Consider the following 14,819-nt stretch of genomic DNA (forward strand, 5'->3'; position numbering starts at 1 on the left):
TTTATAGGGGCATATGGCTTGCGACAGCCTTATGGAGGAGGTATGGGGCTTCCGAAGGAAGAGGGGCAGCCTGCACGGACTGGAACAGCCCCGAAGTCTTTCGGTCTGTCGGGCAGCAGCCTCCAGAGGCCCCGCTTTTCGCACTCCTCCACGAGGCCGCAGCTCGGGCCGCGGTGATCCGCACGGTACACGCCTCCGCAGGCTGTTGCCCGATCCGCCCCTCTTGGCATTTCGGGACTGCGATCGGACGGCATAGTCAGTCGCCCGGCCATCGGAGCCTGCCTGCGTCCCGTACTACTCCCAGCCCAGCTTTTGGCGGATCGTTTTGGGAACGGCGTTGCGGTTGACGGTGATCGAGGTGGTCTTGTAGGCCACGAACGGCCGCGAGAAGTACCAGAACCCGCCGTAGGGCGGCCGAACGTCCCACGAATTCTGCACCTTGAAATAGCGGTTGCCCGCCTGGTCGACGGCCGTGCCCACGATGACCATGCCGTGGTCGTCGGTGGTCTCGTAGTTGTCGAACGCCGTCTGGCGCATCTGCTGCGTGATCGTGCGCTCGCGGCCCGGCTTGTCGAACTTGTAGAGCGCCTCCTCTTTCTCCTTCTCGGTGAGCTGGCCCCACCGGGCAGCTTCGGTGTCGTTCATCCCCTCCGGGTCGGCCTCCGGGACGATGCCGATGGCTTTCGTGCGGCTGAATCCCTTTTCGCTCACGTCCGTGCCCCAGGCGACGGTGTACCCGTTTTCGAGCGCATGGTCGATCGTGGCCATCAGCTCGTCGAGCGGCAGGTTCCACGATGCGGACCACATCCAGTTGTCGGGAATCTCCAGGATGAACTCCGCGTAGAAGGGGTGGTGCGTAAAGGAGGTGAGGTCCACGTAGTCGTCCAGGTCGAGGGGCAGCTGCGCGGCGAACTCCTGCGGGGTGTAGCTCTTTCCGGCGTAGGTGAACCGTTCGGGCATTTCCCCGAAATATTCGTCCAGCAGAGCATTGAACCCCCGTTTCCACGCCGTCGAGAGCGGCTTGAGGTCGGAGGTTCCTGCCGCAGCGATCACCGCGTCGAGGTAGGCTTTCAGCACCCGCGAAAGTTCGTGGAAGTCGGGCTTGTCGGTTCCGTAGTTCAGCCCGGGATAGACCTCGAACGGGACGATGCCGTAGGTTTTGATCCCCTCGATCACGTCGTGCGAAGCGCCGCCCTCCGCGAAGTTCAGCGCTCCGTGCAGGCGGACGTACTTCTCGGCCTTCTCCATGAAAGAGTTGCGCACGATCCACATCTCCGAAAGGTGCAGTTCGGGTCCGCCCGCCCTTACGATCTCGTTCTCGAGAAAAGTCATCGTCGAGAAGCACCAGCAGGTTCCGCTGCGGTGCTGGTTCTTGACGGGGGTCGAGGGAAGGGTCCTCAGGTCGGTGAAGACGTACCCTTGGGTCGAGTCGGTCTTTTCGGGGGTTTGCGCAGAGGCGGTTCCGGCCGTGGCGAGGGCCGCGGCGAGCGTCAAAAGGGTGAGCGGTAGTTTCATCGGTAAGCGGTTTTGGGTTATTTTTTCGAGGCGGCGACGATCCCGAGGCAGTCGTCGAGCGTCAGTTCCTCGGGTTTCGCGCCCTTGGGAATGCGGTAGTTCTTCCCCTTGTAGGCGATGTAGGGACCGTAGCGGCCGTTCTTGACCAGCATGTCGGCATCCTCGGCGAAGCTGCGCAGCGGGGTATTGGCCGCCGCGGCCGCCGCCTGATGGGCGCGGACGATCTCCACGGCGCGGTCGTAGCCGATCGTGTAGGGGTCGTCGCCCTTCTGCAGCGAGGCGAACGACTTGCCGTAGCGGACGTAGGGACCGTACTTGCCGATGCCGACTATCAGCTCCTCGCCGTCCAGTTCGCCCAGCGCGCGGGGCAGCGCGAAGAGCTCCAGCGCCTCCTCCAGGGTGATCGACTCGATCAGCTGCCCCTTCTTGAGCGAGGCGAAGCGCCCTTTGGCCCCCTCCTCGCCCTCGATCTCGACCATCGGGCCGTAACGCCCGATACGCGCCTTGACCACGTGCCCCGTCGCGGGGTCGTTGCCCAGGATGCGGGCCTGTCCGCGCTTGTCGGTCTGCGTGCCGATGGCCGTGTCGACCATCGTGTGGAACGGACCGTAGAAGTCGCCGATCATGCGGTCCCAGGTGATGTCTCCCTCGGCCACGCGGTCGAACTCCTTTTCGACGCTGGCCGTGAAGTTGTAGTCGATGATCGGGCCGAACTGCGTCTCCAGGTAGTCGTTGACCACCATCCCTATGTCGGTGGGCGAGAGGCGGTTCTTCTCCTTGCCGACGTTTTCCGTGAGGTTCTTGGCCGCGATTTTGTCGCCCGTGAGGGTGAGCTGCACGTAGCCGCGCTTCTGGCCGTCGCGGTTCTGCTTGACCACGTAGCCGCGGTTGATGATCGTGGTGATGGTCGGGGCGTAGGTCGACGGGCGGCCGATGCCCAGCTCCTCGAGGCGCTTGACCAGCGAGGCTTCGTTGTAGCGCGCGGGCGCCTGCGTGAAGCGCTCCGTGGCGGTGATCTGCGTGGCCGTCACGCGGTCGCCCGGGGCCATCTTCGGCAGCAGCCCTTCGCCGCTTTCAGCGGCCTGATCGTCGTCCGTCGACTCGGAGTAGAGCCGCAGGAAGCCGTCGAAGCGGACCACCTCGCCTGTGGCGACGAATTGCAGAGACGACCCCGAAATGTCGATCGCCACCGTCGTGCGGTCCAGTTCGGCGCAGACCATCTGCGAGGCGACGGTCCGCTTCCAGATCAGGTCGTAGAGCTTTTTTTCGGCGGGCGTGCCCTCGATCTGCTGCCGGTCGATGTACGACGGGCGGATCGCCTCGTGGGCCTCCTGCGCCCCCTTGGTCTTGGTCTTGTAGTTGAACCAGCGCGAGTATTTTTCGCCGTAGAGCTTGATGATCTCCTCCTTGCACTGGGCCAGCGCCTGCTGCGAGAGGTTGACCGAGTCGGTACGCATGTAGGTGATCAGACCCTGCTCGTAGAGGTGCTGCGCCACGGACATGGTCTGCGAGACGGACATGCCCAGCTTGCGCCCGGCCTCCTGCTGGAGCGTGGAGGTGGTGAACGGCGGCGCGGGGTAGCGCTGGGCGGGTTTCTCCTCGGCGCGGACCACTGTGAAATCGGCTCCGATGCAGCTTTGGAGGAACTTTTCGGCCTCCTCGCGCGTGTCGAACCGCGACGACAGCTCCGCTTTGAAGAGCGTCTTTTCGGGGTCTCCGGCGGCGTAGAACTGCGCCACGACGCGGAAATAGGGCGTCGAGCGAAAGGCGATGATCTCGCGCTCGCGCTCGACGATCAGCCGCACGGCGACCGACTGCACGCGGCCCGCCGAGAGCGAGGGGCGCACTTTCTTCCAGAGCACGGGCGAGAGTTCGAAGCCCACCAGCCGGTCGAGGATGCGGCGCGCCTGCTGGGCGTTGACCAGGTTCATGTTGACCGTGCGGGGCTGCTCGATGGCCTCGAGGATGGCCCGCTTGGTAATCTCGTGGAAGACGATTCGTTTGGTCTTGTCGACGGGCAGCCCCAGCACCTCGGTCAGATGCCAGGCGATGGCCTCTCCCTCGCGGTCCTCATCGGAGGCGAGCCAGACGGTCTTCGACTTGGCGAGTTTCGAGAGTTCGTCCACGACTTTCTTTTTGTCGGTCGGGATCTCGTAGACGGGGCGGAACCCCTCGGCGATATGGATGCCCAGGTCCTTTTTCGACAGGTCGCGGATGTGTCCGAAACTCGATTTGACGATGAAATCCTTGCCGAGGAACTTCTCGATGGTCTTTGCCTTGGCGGGGGACTCGACGATAACTAAATTTTCCTGCATTGCGTTTTGTATGGTAGCTTTTCAGAAATGCGAAAACCTAAGCATGTGTACACTTAGGTTTCGCAGATCGGTCTGTTTGTGGTCTATTTCACCAGGTTGTACGTGAGGTCGAACCGGATCGGGGCGTTGTTTTCGATGGCCGCTCCGCCCTCGGTGGCCGCGCCCTGGAGCACCGTGGTGCGGGGCGTGAAGATGTCGTAGGCCTCGGGTCCGAGGTAGACCGTGCGGTTGGCGATCTTCGTCCAGTCGATCTTCTCGGCCCAGACGCGGTGGGCGGCCGGGTCCTTCTCGGCGCTGACGTAGGTCGCGCCGGCCTGCTGCTTCAGGGAGAGGTAGCTGTTCCACAACTCCTGGATGTAGCTGGTCACGTCCATCACATAGCAGCCGTGGCTGCGGTTGACGTAGCCGCCGTAGGCGATCGTGACGTCGTAGCTGTTCTCGTAGACGTAGAGGTAGTCGGCCACGGGCGTGAGCTTCTTGTAGTCGGTGTAAAGCCCCAGCCGGGTCGGCGCGGCGTTCATCTCCGCGATCAGCCGTCCCGGGTTGGCCGGGTTGATTTCGTTCCAGTCGTAATGGCTCGCGGGGAAGTAGACCGACATGCGCGCCTGGCTGAACGCCATCCGCTCGAACGTCTTGCCCGAAGCGTCGTTCTCGGCCTCGATGATGCGCTCCAGTTCGTCGAAGAACTGCTCGGTGAAGGTCAGCTCGGTGACCACGCCGCCCATGCCCGCCACGTAGGCGCGCGGATTCTCCGGACGGAGGTTCTTCTCGTAGTGGTCGCCCACCTTCACCCACTCCGCCGCCTCCGAAAGCTCGATCTTCGCCGGCGAGGTCGCCCGGTCGTAGTCGTGGTCGACGACGTTCACCGAGACGTTGCCGTAGGTGTTTTGGTAGCTGTCGTAGAAGTAGTAGACCATGCCGATCGTGTCCTTGATGAGCGAGGGGTCCTCCTTCACGCGGTTACGCCCGTAGATCGAAAGCCCCGAAGCGGCCAGCGACAGCGAGTAGACCGTGCCGGGCGCAGCGGCCGAAAGCTCCGGCTGGACGGCCGCAGGCCGGATGTAGAGCCCCTTGAACTTCTCGACCCAGAACGAGAGGCTGTCGGTGCTGTAAAACGAGTAATCGATCGGATCGCCCTCCTTGTAGTCCTCCGGGTGAAGCATCAGCCGCTTGACGAACTTCTTGCCCTCCTCGGTCGGGGTCATCGTCACGGCCGTAGTCGCGGGACCCCTGTCGCCGCCCAGCTCGAAGGTGAAGAGCGGCTTTTCGGAGATGATGCGCTTCCCGCTGCCGTCGAGGTAGTCGACGTTTTCGGGGTCGAACGTGAGGTAGAAGGCCGTGTCGCGCTGGCTCTTGCCGGCGGCGACGGGCTTCTCGTAGAGGTAGTCGTTGCTAATGACCTCATAGACCTCGAACAGCTGCCGCGTGAGCGTGTCGCTGCCGTAGCCGTTGACCGAGAGCAGCAGCTGCGCCGAGTCGAAGATCGGCCGGAAGCCGAAGTAGCCCGAGTCGACCAGGTAATAGCTGATGTACTGCGAAAGGAACCCGGCCGTGCGCAGGCCCAGCGTGTCGCTGAGCGTCGAGCCGAGGTAGCCGTTCGAAATGTTCGAGGCGAGGATCGAGTCGGTCTGGAACAGGCGCGTCTCGACGTATTTCTTCGGGTTCTGCTCCTTGATGCCCGGCAGCGACCGGAAGCCCGCCTTCATCTGCTGGTTGTCGGGAACGAGGTTCGAACCCAGCGTGTCGTCCACCTCGGTGCAGCCCGTGAGCATCGCCACGGCGGCTGCGGCCGCGAGGGCGGCCGAGCCGAGCAGGCGGCGGAATTTATTGAATCGCTTCATAGAATCGCAGGTAATTATCGAAAAAGTCATCCGCTTCGGGCGACTGGTATTCGAGCATCGGTTTTCCGCTCGCGCGGGCTATCGAGAGGATCTTTTCGTCGATCTTCCCGGAGGCCGCCACCACGCCGTCGGCATACTCCATAACGAAGCGGCAGAGATTTTCGTATGACGGGGTGTCGAGAATCGCAAGATTTTTATTCTGAACGCCTTCGTTGGCGATCTTCGTGCGGAAGCCCTTGTCCAGCTCGCCCGGGAACGCGTCGTCGTAGAGCGAGACGACCACCTTGACGTTGCGGAAGATCGGGTCGTCGGCGAAGACCGTCTTCAGGTAGACGGGCGCGACGGCCGAGAACCAGCCGTGGCAGTGGACCACGGTGGGGGTCCAGCGCAGTTTCTTGACCGTTTCCAATACGCCGCGGGCAAAGAAGATCGCCCGCTCGTCGTTGTCGGGGAAGTACTCTCCCGCGGCATCGGTCAGCGCGGCCTTGCGCGAGAAGTAGTCGTCGTTGTCGATGAAGTAGATCTGTACGCGTGCGGCGGGGATCGACGCCACCTTGATAATCAGCTGGTGGTCGTTGTCGTCGATGATGAGGTTCATGCCCGAGAGACGGATCACCTCGTGCAGTTGGTGTCTGCGCTCGTTGATGCAGCCGTAGCGGGGCATGAACGTGCGGATTTCGTTGCCGCGCTCCTGCATCGCCTGCGTCAGCGCGCGGCAAAGCTGCGACGACTCCGTCTCGGGAAGATAGGGAGTGATCTGCTGACACACGTACAGAATCTTGCTAACCATGGTTCGTGGGGTTTATAACCGCAAAGATACGAAAAATCGCGGGCAAAAACAAATTCGGGGTTTCTGCCGCCGCAGCATCCCCGCTTCGCGCGGCAGGCTCCGCTCCCGGCGGCATACTCGCTTTACGCGGCATCGCTGCTTTGTGCCGCATTTGCCTTGCGCGGCAGGCTGCACCCGGGGGCATACTCGCTTTACGCGGCATCGCTGCTTTGTGTCGCATCGCCCGGTACGGCAGGCTCGGTTCCCGGCGGTTCGGTTTGTGCGGCATCCATGCTTTGCGTGGCAGGCTCCGTCCGCTGGGCCAACGCGCTTTTTGCGGCATCCCTGCTTTGGGCAGCATCCGCCCGGCGCGGCAGGCTCCGATTGCGGCGGAAAAAGCCGCCGGCGGACATCACGCACGGACGGGTTTCCGCCGTGCGGTCAGAGGATGAGCATCGCGTCGCCGTACGTACCGAAGCGATAGCCCTCCTCGCGGGCGACACGGTAGGCGTTCATCACCTGGTCGTAGCCGCCGAACGCCGCCACCATCATCAGCTGAGTGGAGTAGGGCAGGTGGAAGTTGGTGACCATCGCATCGGCCACGGTGAAGTCGTAGGGGGCGAAGATGAACTTGTTGGTCCACCCCTCCATCGGCTTGATCATGCCGTTGGTCGAGACGGCCGTCTCGAGCGTGCGCATGACGGTCGTGCCGATGGCCACCACGCGGCGGCCCTGCTCCTTGGCGCCGTTCACGGCTGCGGCCGCAGCCTCGTCGACGAAGAACTGCTCGGAGTCCATCTTGTGCTTGGAGAGGTCCTCGACATCGACCGTGCGGAAGTTGCCCAGCCCGACGTGCAGCGTAATGAAGGCGCGGTCGATTCCCTTGATCTCCATGCGTTTCATCAAATGTTTGGAGAAGTGCATGCCGGCCGTCGGGGCTGCTACCGCGCCCTCCTTCTCGGCGAAGATGGTCTGGTAGCGCTCGGCGTCCTCGGGTTCGACCTTCTCGCGCACCCACTTCGGCAGGGGCGTTTCGCCCAGCGCGAAGAGCGCCTGTTTGAACTCCTCGTAGGAGCCGTCGAACAGGAAGCGCAGCGTGCGGCCGCGCGAGGTGGTGTTGTCGATCACCTCGGCCACCAGCAGGTCGTCGTCGCCGAAGTAGAGCTTGTTGCCGATGCGGATCTTGCGCGCCGGGTCCACCAGCACGTCCCACAGCCGCAGCTCGCGGTTCAGCTCGCGCAGCAGGAAGATCTCGATCTCCGCACCGGTCTTCTCCTTATTGCCGTAGAGACGCGCGGGAAAGACCTTGGTATTGTTGAACACGAAGAGGTCCTTTTCGTCGAAATACTCGATGATCTCCTTGAAGATGCGGTGTTCGATGGTTTTCTTGGCCCGGTTGATGACCATCAGGCGCGAGTCGTCGCGGTTCTCCGCCGGATATTTCGCCAGCATTTCGGGGGCGAAGTCATAGCCGTATTGCGATAATTTCATAGGTTATGGTACTTTTTCTGCGTCGAGGGCAGTGACAAATTATTTATTATACGCAAAAAAGTCTATTTTGTTTCAAGCCGTTGCAGATTTTCCAGAAAGTCCTCCAGCTGCCACGCCTTGCCGACGGTGAAGCCGCCGCTGCGCGTGCGCCGCAGCGAGGTGAGGTGCGCGCCGCTTTGCAGCGCCTCGCCGATCTCCTGCGCCAGCGAGCGGATGTAGGTTCCCTTGCTGCACCTCACGCGGATGCGGATGCGCGGCAGGGCGTATTCGAGCAGCTCCAGCTCGTAGATCGTCACCGCGGCCCGCTTCATCTCGACCTCCTCCCCGGCGCGGGCCAGTTCGTAGGCGCGCGTGCCGTCGATCTTCTTCGCCGAGTAGCGGGGTGGGGTTTGCAGCCGCTCTCCGGTGAGCGACGCCAGCGCGCCGAGCACCGCTTCGCGGTCGATATGCTCCCACGGATAGGTCCGGTCGACGGGGTGTTCCAGGTCGAAGCTGGGCGTGGTGGCCCCCAGCATCACGTCGGCCACGTACTCCTTCTCCTCGGCCTGCAGGGCGTCGACGAGCTTGGTCGCCCGGCCGATGCAGACCACGAGAATCCCCGTTGCCAGCGGGTCGAGCGTCCCGGCGTGGCCCACCTTGATCTTGCGGTAACCCAGCTTGCGGAGCGTGAATTTGATCTTGCGGACCACGTCGGCCGAGGTCCATTCGAGGGGTTTGTCCAGCACGGCGATGTAGCCCTCCTCGAAGTTGAGGCCGCGCAGGTCGTGTGATTCGTTCATCAGAGGAAGTAGCTGGTGATGGAGAGGATGCCGGCCGCGGCGCAGTAGACGGCGAACCAGATCAGTTTGCCCCGTTTGACGATCTCGATCATGAATTTGCACGCCAGGCAGCCCGTCACGAACGAGGCGGCGAAGCCCGCGGCGAGCGGCACGGCTCCCACGCCGGTCGTCAGGCCGCCCTCGGCGGCCGTCAGGAGCGTTTCGCCCAGAATCGGGGCGAGCACCATCAGGAACGAGAACTGCGCCACGGCGGCTTTCCGGTTGCCTAACAGAAGCCCCGTTGCGATGGTCGAGCCCGAGCGCGAGAGGCCCGGCATGGCGGCCGCAGCCTGCGCCAGGCCGATGATGAAGGCGTCGCGGTAGGAGATTTCGGCCTTTTGCCGCGGCTTGGCGAAGTAGGCGAAGGCGAGCAATGCCGCCGTGAGCAACAGCATCGCCCCGACGATCACCAGGATCGCGGGCGAATCGAGCATCGCATCGATTCGGTCCTTGAACAGGAAACCGATGATGCCGATGGGGATCATCGAGACGACGATCTTCAGCACGTAGGCCTGCTCGGGGGTGAAACGGCGTGAGAAAAGCCCCTTGAGCAGCCGCCACACCTCGCTCCAGAGCACGACGATCGTGCTGAGCACCGTGGCGGCGTGCAGCACCACGTCGAAGGTGAGGTTCTCCTCCAGTTCGACGCCCAGCAGCGCCTTGGCGATCTGGAGGTGACCGCTCGACGAAACGGGCAGAAATTCGGTGATACCCTGCACGATACCGAGCAGGATGGCTTGTAAGGTGTCCATTTATACGTTCGGGCGAGGGAGGGGTTACTTGTAGCGTTTCATGATGGCGTAAATCTCCACGACGAAGCCGCCGATCACCAGGATCGGGGCCAGCGTGATACGCCGCCAGGAGAACATGGCGTAGTTGAATTCGTCGGGCGAATCGCTGCCGCCTCCGGCCATCAGGACGAAGCCCAGGAGGATGACGAGGAATCCCGCCGCGAGGATCACGTAGTTGCGCCGGGTCAGGGGCAGGCGCGGATTCTCCGGCTGCCCGTCGGTCTTTTTCGGGGTCTTTCCCATATTAATAGAGGTATATCTTGTTCGACTTCATGTTGACGAATTTGTTGAGCGCCGCAAAGGTGAATAGCAGCGCAATGAGGATGCCGCCGCCGATCATCGCGCCCAGAATCAGGGCGATCTTGCCCGCCTGGGCGATGGTCAGCAGCTCGGGGACCGCTTCGTTCAGCCCGTAGACGGCGGCGCAGAAGAGCGCCGAAGCGCCCGCTCCGGCCAGAATGCCCTGCGTGACGCTGCCGGCCAGGAACGGCCGCATGATGAACCACTTGGTCGCGCCGACGAGCTTCATCGTGTTGATCAGGTAGCGTTTCGAGTAGATCGCCAGCCGGATCGTGTTGCTCAAGAGGATCAGCGAGATCACCAGCAGCGCCCCGCCGAAGAGCAGCAGCACCAGCCGAATCTTGTTCACCGTGGCGTGGAGCCGCTCGGCCATCTGCGCCGGGTAGGAGACCCGCTCCACGCCGTCGATCGCCGATACGGCGTCGATGAATGCGGCGATCAGCTCCCTGTCCGACGACCGGGCCGTGAGGGTGAGTTCGTAGGAGTCGGGCAGGGGGTTCTCGCCCAGAATCTCCTCGATCTGGCTCTCGAACATCTTGCGGAACTCGGCGTCCTCGATCTTATCCTCCTTGGAGACGAAGGCGATCGTGCGGACGATCGGCTGCGCGGTGAGCTGCGAAGCGATTGCGTCGCGTCGCTCGGCGGTGAGTCCTTCGCGCAGTTCGACGGTCATCGAAATGCTCTGCTGCAGCGTATCGGCCACCTTCATGGCGGCGACCATCAGATACCCCACCGAACCCAGCAGGAACAGAACGAGCGCCATGCTGACGGTCGATACGATGTAGGAATTGCGGACCTTTCTTTTGAGACGTCTGTCGTCTTTCATTTTCGAATGACTGTTTCCTGTTTTTGCTGAAGGGTTGTCCGATACGAAAATGAACGTATGGACAATCCCTCCAACCTCCCTTTGAAAAGGGAGGCTTTTATTTTTCTAAATTCCTGCCGCTAATAGTTTCTTCCAATGCCTGTTTCCTGTTTTGCTGACGGGTTGTCCGATTCGAAAATGAACGTATGGACAATCCCTTCGAACCTCCCTTTGAAAAGGGAGGCTTTTATTTTTCTAAATTCCTGCCGCTAATAGTTTCTTCCAATGCCTGTTTTCTGTTTTGGAAGGGTTGTCCACCCCTCCACCGTCGGGAGAGCGCTTCAGCGGTCGCCGCCTTCTTTTCGCTTTCTGACGCAGTATACCAGCGCCGCGGCCGCACCCAAAAGGATCAGCACCGAGCAGGCGAGCGTCGCGCCCTCCACCGCGTTCCATGCCGGGGCGCGGAAGCGCCACTCGACAATGTGCTCCCCGGCGGGCAGCAGCATGGACCGCAGCACGTAGTCGGCGCGGAAATAGGGCGCTTCGACTCCGTCGACGTAGGCCTGCCACCCCTTGTCGTAGTAGATCTCCGAGAAGACCGCCACGCGCTCTTCGGGGGTAGAATAGGTATATTTGAGGTAGTTCGGACGGTACTGGGTCAGTTCGATCCGCGCCGGAGCGTCGGGAGTCAGCGCTGTCGCGGGGATGCGTTCCCTGTCGGCGACGACCGCCGTCGTGCGGAGGTTCACCGCACCCAGCAGGTCGATCTCCTCCTGCGCCGTGGGGGCGTAGACCACGCTGTCGACGAACCACGCCGGACCGAAGGCCGTCGCGCGGCGTTCGGGGAGCGGCTGTCCGTCGTCGCCCGGAACGATCAGGTAGCGCGTGTTGAGCATGTCGAGCACGCCGTCGTCCAGCCGGCTCAGGTAGCGGTCGATCAGGTCCTGGTAACGGGCCAGCTTGGCCCCGTGGTAGCCGCCCACCGAGCGGTGGAAATAGGAGGTCGTCGCGTCGTTGAAGGGGCTGACCGTGAGGTTGAGCACCCGGTAACCCAAATCCTTGTCCGCGAGGATGGCCTTGTCGGCCGCCGTGGCGGCGATCTGCCGGCGGCGCGCCGGAACGAAGTCCTCCGCCGAGAGGAACCGCAGGTCCACCGGAACCAGATCGAGCAGCATCACCGCGCCGAGCAGCCCCGTCAGAACGTACCGGTTGATCCGCCGCAGCGCGAATAGCGCCACCGCGCCCGCGGCGAGCAGGATCATCCCCAGCGACCGCCAGGCGTCCGCCTCCAGCATCGCGGCCCGGTCGGCGGCCATGGCGACGGCCGTCGCTTCGCCCCACTCCGCGTCCATGCCGCGGTCGAGGTACTCCTGCATGTCGTTGGCCGCGAAGATGCGGTGGAACTGGTCGGTCATCATGGCGGCGCTCTCGCGCTCCCCGAAATCGAACAGCGAGCCGCCGAAGAGCGCGAAGACGAGGCAGAGGCCGCCCGTCACCCCGGCGGACCAGGCCAGCGCGCGCAGCAGCCGCTCGCGCGGAATCTCCTCTTTCCACAAGCGCATCAACGCCAGCGCACCCAGCACCGGCACGGCCCACTGCACCACCACGAGGGTCATCGAAACGGTGCGGAACTTGTTGTAGCCGGGCAGGTATTTGAAAGCTAACTCGGTGAATCCCATTAGGTTATGACCCCATGCAAGCAGGATCATCAACACGCTGATCCCCACGATCCACCACTTGTTGCGTCCGCGGGCGAGCGCGATACCCAGCGCCGCGAGGAAGATCGCCGCTGCGCCGAGGTAGGTCGGCCCTCCGGTGTAGGGCTGCCCGCCCCAGTAGGTCGGCAGCTGCTGCGCCGCGCCGCGCAGGCCGTAGCCGTCGAGCACGGCGGCCGTCTGGCTGTCGGCGGGGAAGGTCGAGGCCGATTCGCGGCCCATGAAGTCGGGTACGAGCAGGTTGAACGTCTCCGCGCGGCCGTAGCTCCACGCCGTGGCGTAGTCGATGGCAAGGCCCCGGGGCGAGGTCTCGGCGGTCGAGGCCAGCTCCGAGCCGCCGCGCATCGTGTCTTTCGTATGCTGGGCCGTGTACCAGAGGGGCGAAAAGTTCGACCCGACGGCCAGCAGCCCCGCCGCGGCCAGCGCCGCCGTGCGCAGACCGAAGTCGCGCAGCCGCTTGCCGCGGATGGCGGCGACGGCCTCGCTCACCCAGAAGGCGGCCATCGCAAGGAGGAAATAGTAGGTGATCTGGGGGTGGTTGGCGCCGATCTCGAGCGACGCCGCCACGGCTGTGAGCGCCGCCCCGCACCAGTGGTTGCGCCGCAGGGTCATCCACGCGCCGCCCATCATCAGCGGAGCGTAGACGATCGCCCACATCTTGGTGACGTGGCCCGCGCCGATAATCAACAGGAAGTAGGTCGAAAGGCCGTAGGCCAGCGCCCCGACGATCCCCACCCAGGGGTTGACGCCGAAGACGAGCAGCATGAGCCAGAAGGCCGTCATGGCGAAGAAGAGGAATCCGGCGGGGGTGTCGATGATCTTAACCGATTGACCCACCGTGTTTTTGACGATCTGCGCCGGATAGGCCACGTTGATCAGGTAGGCCGGCATGCCGCCGAACATGCCGCCCGTCCACTGCGGGTCCTCGCCCGTTTCGGCGCGCAGCTGCTTGATGTCCCGGGACATGCCCTCATACTGGATCACGTCGTGCTGAGGCAGCGCCTCGCCCCGGAACTGAGGTGCGAAATAGAGCGCGCTCACCACGAAAAAGAGGGCGAGCGCCGTCACCGTAGGCAGGAGCCGTTGCAGGAGCGTTTTCGGAAATTCCATTTTTTCAGCGGTTAACTACCGGCCAAAGGTACGAAAAATCTACTACTCCGCGAGCCGCGATTGCGAAAAATCATTATCTTTGCCCAAGTAAACCTCGGCTCGGACAGGCCCCGGCATTATGAGCAGCGCTCGATTCCGCGCTCGCTTGCGCCCGAATAGATGAACTTCGGCTTACGACGGGCTGCGCCTCGGAGAGAATCCGACTTTCGGCCTGTTTTGCGTCCGGCAGCACGAGCCGGACCGGAGTACGGCGGCGGACGACTGGCGGTCGGGATGCTGCGAGGCCGAATGTCCGGGAGGCGTGCGGTGCGCCCCGCGGCAAGCAACAAACTGTTTATGATTACACTCGATACCATCCGCAAGCCTGTGACTGCGGAGCTGGAGGCCTACGATCATTTCGTCGAGCGCCAGTTCACGGCCGAGGGCGAGCTGCTCAATGAGATGCTCCGCTACGCGCTTTCGTCGCGCGGCAAAGGCATCCGTCCGCTGCTGGTGATGCTTTCGGCGGCGCTGAACGCCCCCGTCAAGGGGGCTTCGACGGGCCGGCGGGCCTGTCTGGCCGCCATGCTGGTCGAAATGATCCACGTGGCGTCGCTCATCCACGACGACGTGATCGACGAGTCGGACACGCGCCGCGGCCGCGCCTCGGTCAACGCCCGCTGGCAGTCGCACAAGGCGGTCATTCTGGGCGACTATGTGCTGGCGCGTAACCTGGCCATCGGCCTGCAAAGCGGCCAGTTCGATCTGGTGACCCACATTTGCGGCTCGATGGCCACCCTCTGCGAGGGGGAGGTGCAGCAGGCCGAATGCGCCGATACGAAGGCGATGACGCGCCAGAGCTACCTCGACATCATCTACAAGAAGACCGCCTGCCTGCTGGGCGTGAGCGCCTCGGCCGGGGCGCTGGCCGTGGGTGCGACGCGCGACAAGGTGGCGCTGATGCGCCGCTTCGGCGAGGCGCTGGGCATGGCGTTCCAGATTCAGGACGACATTCTCGACTTCCAGCCCCGCTCCCATACGGGCAAACCTGCCAACAACGACCTGCGCGAGGGCAAGATCACCCTGCCGCTGCTGGCCGTGCTCGAACGCGTCCCGGCGGAGCGCCGGGCCGAGCTGGTGGAGCGGCTCGACCGCTGCCGCGAGCAGGACGGGGCGGTGGACTACCTGCAGCGCGTCGTGGAAAACGAGGGCGGACTCGACTACGCCGCCGAGGTGATGCGCGGCTACGTCACGCGCGCCGCCGAGATGCTCGCCGAATACGAACCCTCCGACTGCCGCAAGGCGCTGGTCGATCTCTGCTCCTACATCGCCGAACGCGACCGGTGATAACCGCCTGAAGTACTCATTAA

At 63.4% G+C, this 14,819-nt stretch carries 11 protein-coding genes; 1 reads left to right on the plus strand and 10 read right to left on the minus strand.

The genetic code is table 11. The features are described from left to right. Nucleotides 1-294: 294 nt before the first annotated feature. From ACMO9O_RS08920 to ACMO9O_RS08965, 10 genes are all read right to left on the minus strand, one after another. Nucleotides 295-1,515 (minus strand): aminopeptidase C, encoded by a 1,221-nt coding sequence (locus tag ACMO9O_RS08920; protein ID WP_418983517.1) that lies wholly within the window; start codon nucleotides 1,513-1,515, stop codon nucleotides 295-297. 17 nt (nucleotides 1,516-1,532) lie between these two features. After that, nucleotides 1,533-3,830, minus strand: coding sequence for a type I DNA topoisomerase (gene topA, locus ACMO9O_RS08925; RefSeq protein ID WP_418983518.1), 2,298 nt, complete (start codon nucleotides 3,828-3,830; stop codon nucleotides 1,533-1,535). 83 nt (nucleotides 3,831-3,913) lie between these two features. Next, nucleotides 3,914-5,671, minus strand: coding sequence for a DUF4270 family protein (locus ACMO9O_RS08930; protein ID WP_418983519.1), 1,758 nt, complete (start codon nucleotides 5,669-5,671; stop codon nucleotides 3,914-3,916). Then, a complete protein-coding gene (locus ACMO9O_RS08935; RefSeq protein WP_418983520.1) occupies nucleotides 5,655-6,461 on the minus strand; it encodes a glycogen/starch synthase in 807 nt (268 codons plus the stop codon). The genes ACMO9O_RS08930 and ACMO9O_RS08935 overlap by 17 nt, the downstream gene beginning before the upstream one ends. A gap of 420 nt (nucleotides 6,462-6,881) precedes the next feature. Continuing rightward, a complete protein-coding gene (gene queA, locus ACMO9O_RS08940) occupies nucleotides 6,882-7,931 on the minus strand; it encodes a tRNA preQ1(34) S-adenosylmethionine ribosyltransferase-isomerase QueA (RefSeq protein WP_418983521.1) in 1,050 nt (349 codons plus the stop codon). A gap of 62 nt (nucleotides 7,932-7,993) precedes the next feature. Next, nucleotides 7,994-8,710, minus strand: coding sequence for a tRNA pseudouridine(55) synthase TruB (gene truB / locus ACMO9O_RS08945; RefSeq protein WP_418983522.1), 717 nt, complete (start codon nucleotides 8,708-8,710; stop codon nucleotides 7,994-7,996). Continuing rightward, nucleotides 8,710-9,501, minus strand: a complete 792-nt coding sequence (locus ACMO9O_RS08950; protein WP_418983523.1) for an undecaprenyl-diphosphate phosphatase — start codon at nucleotides 9,499-9,501, stop codon at nucleotides 8,710-8,712. The genes truB and ACMO9O_RS08950 overlap by 1 nt, the downstream gene beginning before the upstream one ends. Before the next feature lie 24 nt (nucleotides 9,502-9,525). Beyond that, the gene (locus tag ACMO9O_RS08955; protein ID WP_418983524.1) at nucleotides 9,526-9,783 is read right to left on the minus strand and encodes a DUF3098 domain-containing protein; all 258 of its coding nucleotides are present in this window, start codon (nucleotides 9,781-9,783) and stop codon (nucleotides 9,526-9,528) included. A gap of 1 nt (nucleotide 9,784) precedes the next feature. After that, the gene (locus tag ACMO9O_RS08960; protein WP_418983525.1) at nucleotides 9,785-10,666 is read right to left on the minus strand and encodes a cell division protein FtsX; all 882 of its coding nucleotides are present in this window, start codon (nucleotides 10,664-10,666) and stop codon (nucleotides 9,785-9,787) included. A 320-nt stretch (nucleotides 10,667-10,986) separates the two neighbouring features. Continuing rightward, nucleotides 10,987-13,470 (minus strand): hypothetical protein, encoded by a 2,484-nt coding sequence (locus ACMO9O_RS08965; RefSeq protein ID WP_418983526.1) that lies wholly within the window; start codon nucleotides 13,468-13,470, stop codon nucleotides 10,987-10,989. A 336-nt stretch (nucleotides 13,471-13,806) separates the two neighbouring features. Between ACMO9O_RS08965 and ACMO9O_RS08970 the strand changes: the two genes are divergently transcribed. Continuing rightward, complete coding sequence (locus ACMO9O_RS08970) at nucleotides 13,807-14,796, plus strand: polyprenyl synthetase family protein (RefSeq protein ID WP_418983527.1); 990 nt, start codon at nucleotides 13,807-13,809, stop codon at nucleotides 14,794-14,796. Nucleotides 14,797-14,819 lie beyond the last annotated feature (23 nt).

The organism is Alistipes sp. (assembly GCF_048465635.1).
Taxonomy (GTDB): Bacteria; Bacteroidota; Bacteroidia; order Bacteroidales; family Rikenellaceae; genus Alistipes.

Coding starts and splice junctions, on each gene's coding strand:
- topA (WP_418983518.1), bottom strand. CDS start 3,830: ATGCAGGAAAATTTAGTTATCGTCGAGTCCCCCGCCAAGGCAAAGACC.
- ACMO9O_RS08930 (WP_418983519.1), bottom strand. CDS start 5,671: ATGAAGCGATTCAATAAATTCCGCCGCCTGCTCGGCTCGGCCGCCCTC.
- ACMO9O_RS08920 (WP_418983517.1), bottom strand. CDS start 1,515: ATGAAACTACCGCTCACCCTTTTGACGCTCGCCGCGGCCCTCGCCACG.
- ACMO9O_RS08955 (WP_418983524.1), bottom strand. CDS start 9,783: ATGGGAAAGACCCCGAAAAAGACCGACGGGCAGCCGGAGAATCCGCGC.
- ACMO9O_RS08935 (WP_418983520.1), bottom strand. CDS start 6,461: ATGGTTAGCAAGATTCTGTACGTGTGTCAGCAGATCACTCCCTATCTT.
- ACMO9O_RS08965 (WP_418983526.1), bottom strand. CDS start 13,470: ATGGAATTTCCGAAAACGCTCCTGCAACGGCTCCTGCCTACGGTGACG.
- ACMO9O_RS08970 (WP_418983527.1), top strand. CDS start 13,807: ATGATTACACTCGATACCATCCGCAAGCCTGTGACTGCGGAGCTGGAG.
- truB (WP_418983522.1), bottom strand. CDS start 8,710: ATGAACGAATCACACGACCTGCGCGGCCTCAACTTCGAGGAGGGCTAC.
- queA (WP_418983521.1), bottom strand. CDS start 7,931: ATGAAATTATCGCAATACGGCTATGACTTCGCCCCCGAAATGCTGGCG.
- ACMO9O_RS08960 (WP_418983525.1), bottom strand. CDS start 10,666: ATGAAAGACGACAGACGTCTCAAAAGAAAGGTCCGCAATTCCTACATC.
- ACMO9O_RS08950 (WP_418983523.1), bottom strand. CDS start 9,501: ATGGACACCTTACAAGCCATCCTGCTCGGTATCGTGCAGGGTATCACC.